The organism is Micromonospora sp. LZ37 (genome assembly GCF_059359015.1).
This window is the reverse complement of sequence record NZ_JCADBL010000015.1, coordinates 98754-115006: the sequence shown is the minus strand read 5'-3', so window position 1 is coordinate 115006 and position 16253 is coordinate 98754. Positions and strand designations below refer to the sequence as shown.

The following is a 16253-nucleotide window of genomic DNA, read 5'->3' as shown; positions in this document are numbered from 1 at the left end:
TTCCCCTCTCCTCACGCCGGTCGCGGCCCGAGCATCGTCACGGTGGCGCGGACCGTCCGGCGGACCCGCCGGTTCGCCATCAGCCCCGCGGCGGTGACCGCCAGCACCGCCAGGGCCAGCGCGAGGCCGGCGACACCGCGCCCGGCCGACACGGCGCTGAGCAGCGCGATCACGGCGGCGCCCCCGCCCACCGCGGCGGCGGTCCGCCCCACCGAGCGGGTCAGCAGCGGCTCCCCGACGGCGACCCGGGCGGCCAGCGCGGCCAGCACGTTCTCCGCGACGATGCCGGCGGTCCACGCGGACGCGGCGCCGAGCGCGCCGTGGTCGGGGATCAGCACCACGCCCAGGCCCACGGTGAGGGTCAGGCCCACCAGGGTGGCCTGGAGGTGACGGCGGCTGTTGCCGCTCATCAGCAGCATCGTCTGCACGATGCCCACCCCGGAGTTGACCATCATGGCGCCGGCGAGCACCGCCAGCGGGGTGGCGCCGGCGGCGAAGCCGTCGCCGAAGAGACTCAGGAAGGCCGGCGCGAAGACGGCGAGCAGCAGGTAGGCCGGCCAGGAGAGCATGATGATCACCATGGTGACCCGCCGGTAGACCAGCGCCGCGTCCGCGGCGCGGCCCTGCCCGAGCAGGCGGGACAGCTGCGGCGCGACCGCCACCCGCAGCCCCTGCATGATCAGCAGTCCGGCCAGGGCGTAGCGGCCCACGGCGGCGAAGACGCCGGACTGCGTCGCACCGGCCAGCGCGGCGGTGAGCAGCACCCCGACCCACATGCTGCTCGCGTCGATCGCCGCCGACACCGCGCGGGGCAGCGCGAAACCCCAGAGGGTACGCCAGTCCGCCCGGTCCGGGCGCAGCCGCGCGCCGCCGAGCAGGCCGAGCGGGCGGACCAGCAGCACGGCGGCGGCCACCACGGCGGCGAGCACCGGCAGCAGCCAGCCGGCGAAGCCGACCGCGACGCCGGCTCCCGCCGCCACCGCCGCGAGCAGCAGGGCCGGCCGGGCCAGCGGCACCCCGACGTACTGGATGCCGACCACGGCGGCAACCGGCCGGACCGCCCGTACGGCCGCGAGCAGCACCGTCATCGCGACGGTCGCCGGCAGGGCCAGGAAGGCCAGCCGCAGCAGCGCCGGCCCGTCGGGGCTGTCGAAGAAGATCGGCGCGAGCCGGTCGGCGGCGAGCGCGCCGGCCGCGGCGACGACGGCGCTGAGGAGCAGCACGGGCAGCAGCGCCACCGGCAGCAGCCGCGCGGCGTCGCCACCGGCCCCGGCGCGCCGGCGGGGCATCGCCCAGACCAGGGCGGTGTCGGCGCCCGCGCAGCAGACCGCACCGAGGATGGAGACCACCCCGATCGCGGTGAAGAGCGCGCCGGAGCCGGCGGCGCCATAGCCGCGCACGATCACCACGGTCAGCACGAAACCCAGCGCGCCGTTGACGGCCGCGCCGGCCAGCCCGACCGCGCCGCTGCGGGCACTGCGCCGGACCTCGCCCGGCCCGGTCGACTCCCCCGGCCCGCCCGGGGTCACGGCGGCGACGTTCGCGTCCCGGTCGACCGGCGGCGGCGCGACCGCCGTCGCCGGCGACGTCCCGCTGCCCGGCTGACTCATGCCCGTTCCCCCTCGCCGCCCGCGACCGGTTCCTCCGGACGCCCGGCCGGCACCCGCACCGACGGGGTGGCCGCCTCGGGCCGCGCCGGCTCGCCGGGCCCGGTCTGCCGGGGCACCCGGGCCGCCGGCTGCTGCGTCGGGGGCGACTGCTCGCGGACCGGCGGTCGCGCCCCGGCGCCGGGCTCGACCCGGCCCGCCTCCGGGTCCCGCCGTACCGGTTGGATCACGGTCGGCGCGTCCACGCTCCGCGCGGCGGCCCGCTGCGGCGCGTGGCCCACGGCCGCCTCGGGTCCCACGGCGGTCGGCGCGACCACCGCACGCCCGGCCACCGGCTGCGCCGCGACCGGAGTGGGGCGGGGCGGGACACCGGCCGGTGTCGCCCCGGACGACGCGGGCGCCGGCGCCGGCACGGCGCCCGGCTCGACCGGGCCCGCCGGCCTCGGCACGGACGCCGACGCGGTCACCGGCGCACCGGTCCGCTCCGGCGCCGGACCGGGCCCGGAGGGACGGGTCGTCTCCGCATCGACCGGGCCCGCCGGCCTCGGCACGGACGCCGACGCGGTCACCGGCGCACCGGTCCGCTCCGGGTCGACCCTCGGGGCCGGCACGGCGGCGCGGGCGACCAGCGGTTCGGCCGGGGCGGGTGGCGGGACGGCGGCGGTGGCCCGCGCCGGGACGGCGGCCGCCCCGGTGGCGCGGACCGGCGGGGCCGTGGGCGCCGCCACCGGTGCGGTGGCGCCGGCGGCCGGCGCCGAGCCGGGCCGGTTGACCGGCCCGCTGACCGCCGCCAGCCCCGCCCCCGCCGCGAAGAAGATGATCGACATGTTCGGATCGATGTAGGCGTAGACCGGGATCACCACCAGGGCGATCACCGGGATGGTACTCAGCCACTGGCCGGCCGGGGAGACCGCGGCGGCGAGCCGCTTCGCGACCAGCACCATCCAGAGCAGGAACGCCAGCAGCGCCGGGATGCCGTGGCTGTACAGCACCTGCCAGACCATGCCTTGGGTGCCCAGCGGCTCCTCGGCGAGGGTGGTGTCGACGCTGTTCGGGGCGCCGTACCCGAGCAGCGGTGAGCGCTCCACCGCCTGCCAGGTACGGACGTAGAGGTCCATCCGGTCGACGTTGGTGTCGGTGCTGCTGACCCGGGCGTCGATCAGCTCCTGCACCGGCACCACCAGGCTGACCACCCAGACCAGCAGCACCAGCCCGACGATCGAGGCGATCAGCCGGGCGTTGCCCCGGATCAGGGCGCGCAGGCCGAGGTAGAACAGGCCGGCGCCGAGGCCGAGGAACATGCCCCGGTTGAGGGTCATGAACGCCGGCACCATCGACAGCGGCAGAGACATGATCAGCACCACCCGGAACCGCCCGGTCCGCACCGAGGTCAGGTACGCCAGGACGCAGGGCACCAGCAGCGCGTACGCCGTTCCCCAGTTGTTGGTGTACGGGTAGGGCGCCGCCGTCCGGTAGATCGGGTTGCGGGACACCGGGTTGAACTCGTTGGCCCGGACGTGGGTGAGCGCCTGGATGAACCGCTCCCCGGAGATGTTCCCCGGCAGCAGCATCTCCACCGGCGTGGTCAGGGCGAACGTGGGCATCAGCACGCCCAGCCAGCCGAGCGCGACCACCGCCAGCCAGTACCAGCCCAGCGGGCGCAGCACCTTGTCCCACGGGACACCCTCGCGGACCAGGGTGTACACGTACACGCACACGATCAGGGCGGTGAGCAGGAAGCCGAAGCGCAGGCCGAAGGTGAGGTAGGCGGTGGCCCGGTCCAGTCGGGTGACGCTGAGCAGCACCAGGGCGAGGAAGACCAGCCACGTCGCGGTGCCCGCCGGCAACGCCACCCGTCCCCGGGTGACCAGCAGCGCCAGCAGCACGACCCCGAAGACCGTCCAACCGAGATAGAACGCGCCGAGCGCCCACCAGAGCGGCACCAGGCCGAACATGGCCAGCAACGGCCAGGTGGGCAGCGGCGGCGGCCCGGTCGGCGCGGTGCGCACCCCGGGCCGCCGGTCAGACACCCCGCCCCCGGCGCTGGGCCAGGCGCAGCACGCGCTCCCCGGAGAGCAGGCCCAGCACCACCGGCACGGTGACCAGCACCCGCTTCTCGCGCGGGTTGAGCCGGAGCACCCGGCCCAGCTCGCGCACCGCCTCCCGGCGTCGGCGGCCGGAGGCGAGCGCGAAGGCGATCTGGCCGTGCAGCCGGGCCAGGCCCGTCCGGCTGCCGGCCAGCTCGGGATGCTTGTCCAGCAGGTAGCGGGTCGCCTCGACGATCATCGCCCAGCGGCCGAAGAAGAACGACCCGCCGTGCCAGTCCACCACGACCAGCACCTCGGGCACGATCACCACGGGGCCGTGCGCCGCCACCCGCAGCAGCCACTCGTAGTCCTCGCCGTAGCCGCCGGGCAGCTCCTCGTCGACCGGGCCGATCGCTTCCCAGGTGGAGCGCCGGACCAGGACGGTGCTGGAGTGCACCTCCATGACCCGGTCCTCGACGAAGTCGGGCAGGCCCACCTCGGTCCGGTCGAGCCGGCGCTCCTTGGCGATGCCCGGGCCCTCCAACCGGATGCCGCAGCTCGCGGCGGCCGCGTCGGGGCGGGAGGCCAGCAGCTCCACCTGGCGGCGCAGCTTCGCCGGCAGCCAGAAGTCGTCGTCGTCGCAGAACGCGATCAGGTCGGCGGTCGCCTCGTCCGCCCCGGTGTTGCGGCCCCCCGGCAGGCCCCGCCGGTGGGTGTTGTTGACGTAGCGCAGGCTACGACCGGCGGGCACCTCGAGGTCGAGGGGCCGGATGTCGGTGTGGTCGTACACCACCACGCACTCGACCGGCCCGGGATAGTCCTGGTCGAGCACCGCCCGGACCGCCCGCTCCAGCAGCCCGGGCCGGTCCCGGGTGGCCACCACGACGGTCACCGGCGGGTGCTCCGGCCGGCCCCGGTCAGTCACGCTTCTCTCCCGTCACCACGAAACCGACCGGCTCCACCCCGACGGCGCGCAGCCGCTCCACCAACTGGCCCAGCCGACCCGTGTGGGTGCGGTCCCGGGCCGTCACCAGCACCGCCCGGCCCTCACGGGCGGCCCGGACGCCGCGCTCGTCGTGCAGGGCGGGGGGCGCGTCGAGGACGGTGAGTCCGTCGGCCGGCGCGTCCAGCTCGACCAGGCGCACCGACCCGGAGCCGATCCGCAACTGCTCCCCGCCGGAGACCGCAGCGGTCGACGGCGGGACACGCGGAATGATCTCGGTCTTGTCCGCCTCCGTGGTGGTGGACCGGTACACGCCGTTCTTCGCATCCTGGGTGGGGAACGGGCGGGGCTTGCGTACCGCCTGGATGACCATGGTCTCGTCGGGGCTGGCGGTGGCCGCCCGGTCGGGCGTGGCCGCGAGGTTCGGCAGCGGCCGGGGTCGCGGCACGGGGGGGCGGGCCGGCTCGACGGCGGGATGCCGGCGCTGGGCGTCCTGCAGCAGCGGGCGGATCCGGTCCCGGCTCTCCGGGGTGGTGCCGAGGCGTACGTGGTGGCCGGCCTGCGCCAGCACGGCGGCGAGACCGGCGCTGAGCTGTTCGCGTCCCTCGTCGGTCGAGGTGGAGAGCAGCACCAGCGGGGCGCGCTGCGGCCCGTCGACCCACTTGCCGAGGGCCAGCACGAGGTAGCGCAGGTCCGACTCGGCGGGCCGCCCGGCCCGCTCCCAACCGATGGTGCCGAGCAGCGGGGCGCCCACCAGCGCGCTGGCCTCCTCGGCCGTGCGGACCCGACGGTCCAGGGACTCCCGGACGAAGGCCACCAGCCCCCCGAGCAGCAGGCCGCCGAGCAGCCCCGCGGCGAGGATCAGCGGCGCCGCGTCGCGGCTGGAGGGCACCGGCGCGCGGGCGGCGCTGGTCACCGAGCCGGGGCTCAGGTCCGCCGAGGCGATCTTGGAACGCTGCTCGGCGAGGGTGGCGAGCTGGTCGTTGAGCGCCCGCAGCTGGTCCAGCAGCGCGCTGGTGCGCGGCGACGGGTTGCTGGTGCTCTGGTTGGCCGGCAGCGACCTCTGGGTGGTGGTGCGCTGCGTGGTGACCAGGGCGATGGTGTCGTCGTACGACTTGAGCACGGCGGCGCGCTGGTTCTCGTACATGCCCTTGCGCAGTTGCAGGTACGACTCCGCGGCGCCGTTGGCGCCGGCGACCGCCTCGCTCTCGCTCTGGCCGGCGTAGCTGAAGCGCATCACCTGGCCGCCGACCGGCGTCTCGACGACGAGCGCGTCGGTCACGCCCTCGGTGTCCCGGCCGGTGATCGCGGCGATCTTGTCGATGACGTCGTTGCTGGTCGCGATGCCGCTCTCGGCGGTCATGTTGACCGCCCGGTCGGCGCCGCCGGAGGGCACCGAGAAGGGGTCGGTGACCACCGGCCGGACCACCACGGCGGTCGTCGCCGTGTAGGTGGCCGGCAGCAGCACCAGGTAGCCGACCACCGCGAGCAGCACGAGCCCTGTGCTGGCGAGCACCGTGCGCCACCGCCGCAGCGGAATGCGGGCCAGCTCGGCCAGGCCGACCGGCCGTTGCCGGGCGGAAGCGACGTCGGTCACGTCCATCAGTCAGGTCCTCTTGCGATGCGAGCTCGGCGGGACGGCGCGGGCCGGACGACGGCCGGGACACCCCGGATGGTGGTCCCATTGTCGCCGACCGTTGACCTGCGGTCGACAGCCGACCGGCCCCCTGCGTACGGGCGGTCCGCCGGTGTCACGGGAACACCGGCGGACCGCCCGGACGAGGGTGCGGATCAGGAGGTGGCGAAGAAGAGCGTCCGGCTCGACCAGGTGGCGCCGGCACTGGCCGCCGCGACCTGGACCACCGCGGCGCCGTCGACGGCGGCCTCGTCGAACGGGACCGCGCGCAGCGCCCCGTCCGTGTGCCCGAACACGATCTTGCCGTTCACCCAGGCCATACCCCGCACGCTGCCCCAGGCGACACCCTGGCTGGGGAGCGTGAACTCGGTGCAGCCGACGAGGTAGCCGTCCGGCTCCAGGTAGCGGTAGAAGAGCCCGTTCGTGCCGGCCTTGGTGTAGTACATCCGACCGTTGAGGTAGAACGCCCCGCTCATCGACGCGGCGTTGAACCAGTTGTTGTAGCCGCTGCTGACCCAGGGCGCGCCCACCGAGCCGCCCGAGAAGATCGACACGTCGAGGTAGCTGCCGCTCGGCGCGGTCGCGTCGGTCTTGGACCAGTAGAGCTTGTTGCCGATGGAGAACGACGCGCCGGCGGAGGTGAGGTTCGGCTGGCTGCTGGCCACCGGGGTGCCCAGCGTGGTGCCGTTGAACGGCACCTTGGTCGCCTGCCCGTTGGCGGTGCCGAGATAGAGGTAGCCGGAGGCGGCCGACGGAGCGTTGACCGCCGGGACCGTACGGCCACCGGCCAGCGGGAACAGCCCCATCCGGCCGTGGTACTCGTTGCCGAGGCCGTCGGAGTCGAAGCCGGCGAGCAGGCCGTTGCTGCCGCGCCACAGCTCCCACATGATCGGGCCCCAGCTGGTGGTGCCCGCCGGGGCGCCCGAGCGGGTCGGGTTCCAGTTCAGCGGCATGCCGTTGATCGGGTCGAGCGCGCCCAGGCCGAACCGGTTGATCGCGCCCGCGCCGGCGGAGTCGTTGCCGTTGGTGTTGCTCAGCCAGCGGAAGTGCCCGCCGACGTAGACCACGTTGTCGGCCACCTCGACGGAGGTCACCGAGTCGCTGCCGGTGTAGTTGACCCAGGTGGCGTCGAGGCCGGCGCCGCGGGTCGCGGTCTCGAACCGGGCGATCGCGTCGCAGTACGCCCCGTCGCCCCGGCCCCCGTCGGCGATGATGACGAAGTAGCTGCCGTCGTCGGAGAAGTCGACGTCGCGGGCGTAGAACGGGAAGGACCAGTTGTAGCAGGGCGCCACGTAGCGCTGGGTGCTCCAGTCGGCGACCGCCGGCGTGCCGGCGAGGTCCACGACCACGACCTGGTTGCGGGGCTGCCCGTTCACCTGGGTGAAGTTGCCGACCGCGACCAGCGTCTTCCCGTCCGGCGAGACCGCCAGGCCCCAGACCAGCTCGCTGCTGGCCCGGGCGACGCTCGCGTCGATCTGGAAGGTCGGGTCGATCGCGCCGGTGGTGGCGTCGAGGCGGGCGAGCAGGGAGTGCTGGGTGCCGTTGACCCAGTGGAAGGCGCCCGCGATGTAGAGCTTGGCGCCCACCACGACGGTCCGCCGGACCAGGCCGCCGTCGCTGCGGCCGACCCAGCCGGCCACCGTCGCGCCGGTGGTCGGGTCGAGCTGCACCAGGTTCTTGCGGCTCACCCCGTTCACGTTGACGAAGGCGCCGCCGACGATCAGCTTGCCGTCGGGGCTGACCGCGAGGGCGTGCACCGCGCCGTCGACCACGGGGGTGAAGCCGGTCTTCAACGCACCGCTGGTCTTGTCGTACGCGAAGAGGTAGTTGCGGGGGGTCCAGCTCGCGGCGCCGGCGGCCTTGACGGAGGTGAAGGTGCCGCCGACGTAGACCGTGTTCCCGATCTCCGCGAACGCCTTGGTGTCGCCGTTCTGCGCGTGCGGGGTGGTGTCGGCCGGGTTCGGCGAGGTCAGGGTGCTGGTGACCGGCTGAAGGTTCACCGCGCGGGCGGGCGCGGCGAGAAGGCCGACGGCGAGCACCGACGCGGCGAGCGCGGCGGACCACCGCCTCCACACCGGTCGAGACGACGTTCTGTGAAGCACTGGCGCCCCCAAAAAGAAGTGGAATCAGGCGTAGCTTGCTGCGTGCGGACATTTCGCACCATCGACCGACCGGTCCGCTCGGTCGGCGCCTCGGTCCGGTCCGGCCGTACGGTCGCATCCGGACGGCCCGTGGAGGATGAGGATGGCGCATCGTCCGGTGGACGGATCCGCCGGGTGCGGGGTCAGGTCCCCCATTGGAACGGGGTGACGGTACCGCTACCGGTGACCGTCCACGATGCCGCCTCGGTCAGGTCCTCGGCGGTGACCGCGTCGGCCTCGCGGGCCAGCACCAGCCCCCGCCGGTCCAGTTCCCTGGCCATCTCGACCTGGTGGTCGTCGACGTGCTCGCCGTGCCCGCTGCGGCGTGGCACGTAGATGGCCCGCCGGCCGGCCCGCATCGCGGCCAGCGCGGAGCCGACCCCGGCGTGCGTCACGACGACGTCGGCCTCCCGCATCGCCTGCTGCATCTCGGCGTACGGCACCTGCCGCCGGGCGCCGGACGGCATCCGGGGGATCTCGGTCGAGCCGACCTGCCAGAGGATCTCCGCCGTCGGCGGCAGGACCTCCACCAGGCGGGAGAGCAGGCGGGGAAAGCCGAACCGCTCGTGGGTGCCGAGGGCCACGACGATCCGGGTCACCGGCGGGGGCGCCGGCAGCCGGTTGGCGCGGTATCCGTCGAAGATGGAGCCGCCGTAGCGCCACCGGCCGCGGGCCCAGCCCGGGTACTGGGTGTAGAGCCGGGTCCGGGGCAGCCGGGCGACCAGCCGGCCGGTCAGCGAGGGCCCCTCGGTGCGGGTGGCGCTCTCGATGTAGTGGCAGCTCAGCCCGTGCCGCGCCGCCGGCAGGAAGAACGACATGGCCACGCTCGCCCCGGTGCTGACGACCTGCCGGAACCGCCCGCCGCGCAGCACCCGCCGGGCGGCGACCAGGTCGCGCAGCGCGCCGACCGCGTCCCGCGTGGTGGCCGGCGGAACGTGGATGACCTCCTGCCCGTCCAGCAGGGACCGGCTCTGCGGCGAGTCGAAGGTGACCCAGACGCAGTCGTCCTGCACGCCCAGCCGCGGGACCAGATCGTGCAGCTCCGCGAGGTGTCCACCGGTGGAGGCGACGAGAAGGGTCGTCACGTCGTTGCCTACTTCCGTTCGTGGGCGGCCGGCCGCCGCGGCGGGCTCGGCGTCCGGGAGGGGCTCAGGTGCGGGTCAGCACCCGGTCGTCGGCCGGCGCGGCGGCCGACCCGATCGGCGGCCGGACCCGGCCGGCCGCGACCAGCACGGTCAGCGCCAGCACCCCGAAGAGGAGCGGGCCGAAGATCCATCCACCGATCACGTCGGTGAACCAGTGCTTCTCCGCGTAGATGCGGGTGTAGCCCTCCAGCGACACCATGACCACGACCACCGTCGCCATCGCGATCCGGCCGGGCCGCGGGATCCGCCAGGTCAGCGCGGCGAGCACCGCGATGGTGCCGAAGGTCAGCAGCACCCGGGCGCAGCCGCCGGAGGGGTAGGTGCCGAGGTCGGTGGGCGGGTGGCCACGGTCCACCATGGTCGCGAGGATCGCCTGGGTGTACTGCTCGACGACGAACTGCAGGGGCATCGCGGCCAGCGGGATCCACCACTGGCGACGCCGCCAGAGGACGGCGAAGAATCCGGCGGCGACCACGGTGACCCACTTGAGCGGGTACCGGTCACCGATCGCGGTGTAGAACGAGTTGAGGTCGGCCCAGGCCTCGACGCGTCGGGCGTGGACGTAGTCGAAGATCGGGTGGTCCACGGACGGTTCGAGCCGGGACAGCGCCTCGCCGAGCGGCCAGCAGATCGCGACCACGGCCGCCGACCCGGCGAGCAGCACCACGAGCGCGGCGCCCACCCGGCCGAGAGCGGCGGTGAGACCGGCGACGGCCACGCGGAGCCGCTCGGCCGCCCGGCCGGTCCGGAGCCGGGGCACCCAGCGGGTCGCCGCCACGGGCACCAGGACGGCCGGCAGCAGCACCGAGAACGCGCCGAGCGCGTAGATGAGGGTCACCGCCGGCAACCGAGGTCACGTCGCCGGATGGCCCCGTCACACCCGGCGGCCGGCCGCGCGGTGCTGCCTGACGATGTCATCGTTCTCCCCTGACCCGCCGGCCACCGGCCGGACCTGCCCACAAGTTGGGCCCGGAGGTGCCGCCACGCCGTCCCGGACCGGCTCGCTCCCGCCGTCGCCGGCAGATGGTGATCGAGTGGGGACACCTTAGTGGAAGGGCAGGCCACGGCGGTAGCGGCCGTGTCTGGCCTGCCGCTTTTCCCCGCTTTTCCCAGTCGGCACCCCGACACGTCACCCCCACCGCCGCGGCGGTCGGCGGGGGCGGGATCAGGCCGGCGGCAGCCGGTCGGCGAGCACGTGCAACAGGGCGGGATGCAGCTTCGCGCTCCAGCCGCCGCCCCCGGCGGCCAGCTCCGCGGTGCGCAGCCACAGCTCGACGAGGTAGGCGTCGGCGACGAGCCGCCGCCGGGCCCCGTCCAGGCCGAACGCCTCGCCGTGCCGGTCCAGCGCCGCGACCAGCTCACCGGTCGCCTCCGGCACCGGCCGCCCGCGCAGCGACAGCGCGCTCTGGAAGCCCTGGTGGGCGAGGTCGAAGCCGACCGGACGGTCGGTGCCGCTGTTCTCCCAGTCCCAGGCGACCAGCCGCCCGCGGTGGGTGCCCAGGTTCCACGGCACCCAGTCGCCGTGCCAGTGGCCGAACTCCAGCGCCGTGGCGCCGTCCCGGGCGGCCAACGCCGCCACCGCCGCGACCACCGGGCCGCCGGCCCGCTCGGCCCGGGCGGTCAGGTCGGCCAGGAAGGGCGAACCGGCCAGCGGGCGCGGCGGCCGGGCCGGGCCGCCGCGGCGGGCCACCGCCAGCATCGCCGCCACCCGCGGCCGGTCCGGCCGGGGCAGTCGGCGCACCCGGGCCGGCATCGGCTCCACCAGCGTCACCGCCAGGTCACCCCAGCGCAGCCGGCGCAGCAGCCGCGGCACGTCGGGGAAATCGCCGCCGTCGCGGGGCAGCTCCCGCAGCGCGTCAGCCTCCGCCACGACCATCGCCCGGGTCGCGTCGTTCCATCCGATCTTCGCGTACGCCCGGGCGACGCCCCCGTCGTCGAAGAGCTGCAACGTCGGCTTGTGGTGCGGGTCCGGCGGGCGGATGCCGATCGCGGCGTGCAACCGGCGGCCCTCGACCCGGCCCAGGTGCTCGGCGAGGAGCAGCTCCTCCGGCTCGACGCCGTCCGGCACGGCGACGGTCAGCACCGGCATCCGGGCCCGGCCGGTGGCGCCGAAACCGGCCAGCAGGCCGACGGCGAGCCGGTTGACCCGCACCCGGGGCGGGCGCAGCGCGTTGTACGCCAGCGTCGACGCGGCCCCCACCCGGCGCGACGCCAACGGCAGCAGGAACTTCGCCCGCTCCACCGAGGGCACCACGGCGTACCGGGCGGCGGGGCGGTGACCCGGCGGCACCGCGGCGGGCCCGGCGCCGACGTGCAGCCACAGCCGGGGGTCGCCAAAGATGGCCCGGCTCACCCAGCCCAGCCCGTCCTGGCGTTCCCGTGGATCCGCCACCGTCATACCGCCCCCATCCGCCCGCCCGCGCTGGCGGACACGATAGGGGCAGCGGGCAAGGAAACGCCCGGCGGGCCGAGGCCCGCCGGGCATTTCGTCGTCGCGGGACGCCTCAGCGCTGCCAGACGCGGACGTAGTCGACCCGGAAGTCGGCCGGGAAACGGGTGGCCGCGTCCGGGTCACCCAACCAGCCACCGACCTGGAAGTTCAGCCGCAGGTTGTAGGGCTTGCTGAACGCCTCGTCGAACCAGGGCGTGGTGCTCCGGTCGCGCTGCCAGACCTGCCGCCCGTCGATGTACCAGCGGATCACGCCCGGCTCCCACTCCGTGGTGTACGTGTGGAAGCCGTCCCCCGGGTAACCGGTCGGCAGGTCCCAGCGCTGGTCCTGCTTGACCGGGGAGTAGTCGTAGAAGATCGCCTGGGTGGCCGCGTGGTGGTACTGGCTGCCGCCGGGCAGCTCCACCACGTCGATCTCACCCTTGCCGCCGTCGTCCGGGCGCAGCCAGAACGCCGGCCACAGCCCGCGGGAGTCGGTCGGCCCGTTGGGCGACTGGGCCCGCATCTCGAAGCGGCCGTACTGGAACGACTTCTTTCCGATGGTGTCCAGGTAGCTCTGCGTGTACTGCCGGGTCTGCGAGCTGCACACCGCGGTCTCTCGCAGGGCGCGCAGGGTGAGCACGCCGCCGGAGACGAAGGTGTTCTCCGCGTCGTCGACGTTGCAGCCGCGGTCGATGCTGCGGCCCTCGTTGTCGCGCAGGTTCCACCGGGACAGGTCGACCGACGGTCCGTCGAACTCGTCCGCCCAGACCAGCCGCCAGCCGGGGACCTGCGTGCCGGGGGGCACGGTCGACGTCGGCGAGGGGGCGGGCGGGGTGGTGGTCGGCGGGGCCGTGGTGACGGTCCGGGTCGGGGTCGGCGACGCGGTACGGGTCGGCGACGGCACCGGCGCGGGCGCGGTGGTGGTCGGCGGGGGCGGCGGCGGGGTCGAGGGCCGCGCCGGCGGCTTTCCGCTCCGCTCGTAGGTGAGCAGCAGCTGCGGCCGGATGGCCGCCCGGCTGTTCTCCCGCGACGCCCAGTAGATGCGGGTGTTCCAGTTCTCCTGGGTCAGCGCGAAGGAGACCGAGCCGTTGCCGGTCACCGCGCGGGACACGTCCCACTCGTTGAAGCCCTGCCGGACCTCCTCGGCGGTGGCCAGCGGCGCGCCGATCGGAGGCCGCTCGGCCCAGCCCCCCGCCCCGGCGGCGCTGCCCTGCGCCGGGTGCGCCCGCACCCGGGAGGCGAACTGCTGCCAGGCGTACACCCGCAGGGTGGCCCGGACGTTCACGGCGTCGGCGGGCAGGCCGCGCACGGCGAACTCCAGCAGCGCGTCGCGCTGGCCGTTGCGGTTGCCGTCGCAGAGTCGCGGGCAGCTGGCCAGCGTCGTCTTGGCGCCGTTGTCGCCGTCCTGCGGGACCTGCGTGGCGGTGGTGTCCGCCGCCGCGCTCAGCACGATCGGTGGCACCTCGGCCGCCGTCAGCGGCATCATCGTGGCGACCACGCCGGCGACCACGCCGGCACTCAGGACACTGAGGACGACGGCCTTGCGTCGCTTTCCTGCACCCGGTGCGGCGCGGTGAATTCCGTGCCTGCTCAAGGAACACTCCCTGTCTAGGCGGCGATTACCGGCAGCAGCGTATCGACCGGCGACACTCGTGGTCGGCAGGAAACCAGACCCACGACCCGACTTAACCAAAGGATAAGAGAGGTCCGGTACGGGGCCGTGGGGCCGGCAAACGACCTGGCGCGACGCCGGTTACGCCCATCCATGGACGGACCGCGCCGGCGCCGCCCACCTCAGCGCCGGGCCGCGGCGAGCGCCGTCCGCATCGCCTCGACCGGCGCGGGCGCCCCGGTGAACCGCTCGAACTGGCCCACCGCCTGGGCGAGCAGCAGGTCGAGCCCGGAGGCCACCCGGCAGCCGGCGGCGGACGCCGACGCGGCCAGCGGCGTCGGCCACGGGTCGTAGAGCGCGTCGAAGAGCACGGTGGACGGTCGCCAGTGGACCGTGCCGGCGAGCGGGTCGGCAACCCCCTTCGGCACGGTCGAGACCACGACGTCGGCCCCGGCGCACGCGGCCGCGTGCTCCCAGGCCACCGGAGTCAGCTCCACCCCGACCGCCGTCGCCACCGGGCGCAGCTCGTCGACCGCCACCGCCCGCCGGGCCACCACGGCCACCGAGGTCGCGCCGAGCCGGGCGGCGGCGGCCAGGGCCGCGCGGGCGGTGCCACCGGCGCCGAGCACGGTCACCGTGGCGCCGGCGCTCACCCCGGCCGCGGCGAGCACCTCGACCATGCCGGCGACGTCGGTGTTGTCGGCGTACCAGGAGCCGTCGGGGCGACGTACCAGGGTGTTCGCGGCGCCGACGGCGGCGGCGACCGGCGCGGCCTCGTCGGCCACCGCGAGCGCCGCCTCCTTGCCGGGCATGGTCACCGACAGCCCGGCCCACTCCGGGCCGAGGCCGGCGACCAGGTCCGGCAGCTCCGCCGCCGCGCACTCGATCCGGGTGTACGACCACCCGGTGAGCCCGGCGGCGGCGTAGCCGGCATTGTGGATCACCGGGGAGAGGGAGTGCGCGATCGGCTTGCCCACCACCGCCACGCGGCGGCCGTCCGTCATTGAATGACGCCGGCCTGGCGAGCCTTGGCCTCGTTGCGCAACTGCTCCGCGTAGGTCTCGGCGAACTCGGAACGCCCCTCCTTGTCGACCGCCACGAAGTAGAACCACTTGCCGGGCGGGGGAGCCATCGCCCCCTCCAGCGCCTGCTTCCCGGGGTTGTTGATCGGAGTGGGGACGAGACCCTTGAGCTTCCGGCTGTACGGGCTCTTGACGTCGAGCAGCTCGTCCGTCGTCATCTCCGAGGAGGTCTTGGTCTTCTGCCCGGTCAACTCCAAGTAGTAGTTGACCGTCACGTCCATTTCCAGGCAGTTGCAGGGGAACGTCTTGTACACCCGGTTGTACGCCACCCGCGCGACCTTGCCAAGGTCGGCCTTGTTACCCGCCTCGGCCTGCGCGAGCGACGCCACGATCAGCGCCTCGTACGGCGAGACACCGCCCAGGTTGGCCTCGACCGACTCGACGAACTTGATGTCGGTGGTGACCGCGAGGAAGGTCGCGACCATCTTCTTGAGGATGGTCTCGGCGGTCGCGTTCGGCGGCATCTCGTAGGTGTCCGGGTAGAGGAAGCCCTCGATCGACCTGGTGACCTTCTTGCCGTCCTTGCGGACGAACCAGGAGTCCGGCACCCCGAGCTTCTTCGGGTCCTTGGCCGCCGTTTCGAAATCCTTGACCGGGATCTTGGTCTTCTTGGAGAGCAGCTCGTAGATGCCCTTGGCGGTGCGGCCCTCGGGGATGGTCACCTGGTTGGTGATCTTGTTCTTCCGGTCCAGCAGCATGGCGAGCGCCTTCTCCGCGCTCATCTGCTTGCGGACCTTGTAGAGCCCCGGCTGGATGTTCTTGCTGAGCGCGTTCTCCTCGGCCGCTTCGATGAAGGCCTTGGTGCTCTTCACCACGTCCGCGGCGACCAGCGCGTCGCCGATGTCGGCGATCAGCGCGCCCTGCTTCACCTCGACCATCGCCTCGCCGGTGCCGGCACCGTCGTAGTCGGGGGTGACGAAGTAGTTCTGGACCCGGTCGAAGCCGTAGAAGGCCCCGCCACCGATGCCGCCCAACAGGACCAGGGCCATCAGCAGGGCGAAGACCGTCTTGCCCCGGCCGCCCGAACCGCCGCCGCTGCGGCGGTTGACGAAACCGCGCCGGTGCCGGCCCTTCTCACCCCTCTCCGGCTCGTCGAACCCCAGGTCCAGATCGTCGATCATTGTGTCCGCCTCCGCTGCGCGTCTAGCCAGCTCTGCAGGATCTCGACCGCGGCGGCCTGGTCGACCACCGCGCGTTGGCGCTTTCCCCGGACGCCTCGCTCCGCCAGCCTACGAGACGCGACGACAGTCGACATCCTCTCGTCGGTGAGCGCTATCGGAACTGGCGCTATTACATCGGCCAAACGGTTCGCGTACACCGTCACGTGTTGGGCCGCCGGGCCGTGCTTGCCGGCGAGATTGACCGGAAGGCCGACGACAACCTCCACCGCCTCGTGCTCGGCGACGAGCTGAGCGAGTTCGGCCATGTCGCTCGGCACCTCGTCCGGCGCGGCCGTCAGATCCCGGGCGAGGGTGACCAGCGGGGTGGCGAGCACGCCGTGCGGGTCCGACCGGGCCACCCCGACCCGGACCTGCCCGACGTCCACCCCCAGGCGGACGCCCCTGCTCGACTCACCCGCCACCGGACACTCCCCCGGCCTGACGGGCCAGGGCGGACCGGGTCGGTCCG

12 protein-coding genes are annotated in these 16253 nt (G+C 74.3%); all 12 read right to left on the bottom strand.

Annotated features, from left to right (window positions below; genetic code table 11):
• Window positions 1-11: 11 nt before the first annotated feature.
• Window positions 12-1529, bottom strand: a complete 1518-nt coding sequence (locus AC5L3Z_RS26260; RefSeq protein ID WP_494845869.1) for a lipopolysaccharide biosynthesis protein — start codon at window positions 1527-1529, stop codon at window positions 12-14.
• A 77-nt stretch (window positions 1530-1606) separates the two neighbouring features.
• Window positions 1607-3637 (bottom strand): O-antigen ligase family protein, encoded by a 2031-nt coding sequence (locus tag AC5L3Z_RS26255; protein WP_494845783.1) that lies wholly within the window; start codon window positions 3635-3637, stop codon window positions 1607-1609.
• Window positions 3630-4559, bottom strand: a complete 930-nt coding sequence (locus tag AC5L3Z_RS26250; protein WP_494845781.1) for a glycosyltransferase family 2 protein — start codon at window positions 4557-4559, stop codon at window positions 3630-3632. The genes AC5L3Z_RS26255 and AC5L3Z_RS26250 overlap by 8 nt, the downstream gene beginning before the upstream one ends.
• Entirely contained in the window at window positions 4552-6180 is a 1629-nt protein-coding gene (locus AC5L3Z_RS26245; RefSeq protein WP_494845780.1) for a lipopolysaccharide biosynthesis protein, read from the bottom strand. The genes AC5L3Z_RS26250 and AC5L3Z_RS26245 overlap by 8 nt, the downstream gene beginning before the upstream one ends.
• A 188-nt stretch (window positions 6181-6368) precedes the next feature.
• A complete protein-coding gene (locus AC5L3Z_RS26240) occupies window positions 6369-8288 on the bottom strand; it encodes a delta-60 repeat domain-containing protein (protein ID WP_494845779.1) in 1920 nt (639 codons plus the stop codon).
• A 209-nt stretch (window positions 8289-8497) separates the two neighbouring features.
• The gene (locus tag AC5L3Z_RS26235) at window positions 8498-9439 is read right to left on the bottom strand and encodes a glycosyltransferase (RefSeq protein WP_494845778.1); all 942 of its coding nucleotides are present in this window, start codon (window positions 9437-9439) and stop codon (window positions 8498-8500) included.
• 64 nt (window positions 9440-9503) lie between these two features.
• On the bottom strand, window positions 9504-10337 hold the full coding sequence (locus AC5L3Z_RS26230; RefSeq protein ID WP_494845776.1) for a phosphatase PAP2 family protein: 834 nt from the start codon (window positions 10335-10337) through the stop codon (window positions 9504-9506).
• A gap of 327 nt (window positions 10338-10664) precedes the next feature.
• Window positions 10665-11897, bottom strand: coding sequence for a hypothetical protein (locus AC5L3Z_RS26225; protein ID WP_494845775.1), 1233 nt, complete (start codon window positions 11895-11897; stop codon window positions 10665-10667).
• A gap of 106 nt (window positions 11898-12003) precedes the next feature.
• Complete coding sequence (locus tag AC5L3Z_RS26220) at window positions 12004-13524, bottom strand: family 16 glycosylhydrolase (RefSeq protein WP_494845773.1); 1521 nt, start codon at window positions 13522-13524, stop codon at window positions 12004-12006.
• Between the two features lie 200 nt (window positions 13525-13724).
• Window positions 13725-14546, bottom strand: a complete 822-nt coding sequence (locus AC5L3Z_RS26215; RefSeq protein WP_494845772.1) for a shikimate dehydrogenase — start codon at window positions 14544-14546, stop codon at window positions 13725-13727.
• Window positions 14543-15745, bottom strand: coding sequence for an endolytic transglycosylase MltG (mltG, locus tag AC5L3Z_RS26210; RefSeq protein ID WP_494845771.1), 1203 nt, complete (start codon window positions 15743-15745; stop codon window positions 14543-14545). Before mltG ends, AC5L3Z_RS26215 begins: the two co-directional genes overlap by 4 nt.
• Window positions 15742-16206 (bottom strand): Holliday junction resolvase RuvX, encoded by a 465-nt coding sequence (gene ruvX / locus AC5L3Z_RS26205; RefSeq protein WP_494845770.1) that lies wholly within the window; start codon window positions 16204-16206, stop codon window positions 15742-15744. Before ruvX ends, mltG begins: the two co-directional genes overlap by 4 nt.
• Between the last annotated feature and the right edge of the window lie 47 nt (window positions 16207-16253).

Bases quoted from the DNA above. Each gene is read 5' to 3' on its own strand.
- AC5L3Z_RS26225 (WP_494845775.1), bottom strand. From the start codon at position 11,897: ATGACGGTGGCGGATCCACGGGAACGCCAGGACGGGCTGGGCTGGGTG.
- AC5L3Z_RS26245 (WP_494845780.1), bottom strand. From the start codon at position 6,180: ATGGACGTGACCGACGTCGCTTCCGCCCGGCAACGGCCGGTCGGCCTG.
- mltG (WP_494845771.1), bottom strand. From the start codon at position 15,745: ATGATCGACGATCTGGACCTGGGGTTCGACGAGCCGGAGAGGGGTGAG.
- AC5L3Z_RS26215 (WP_494845772.1), bottom strand. From the start codon at position 14,546: ATGACGGACGGCCGCCGCGTGGCGGTGGTGGGCAAGCCGATCGCGCAC.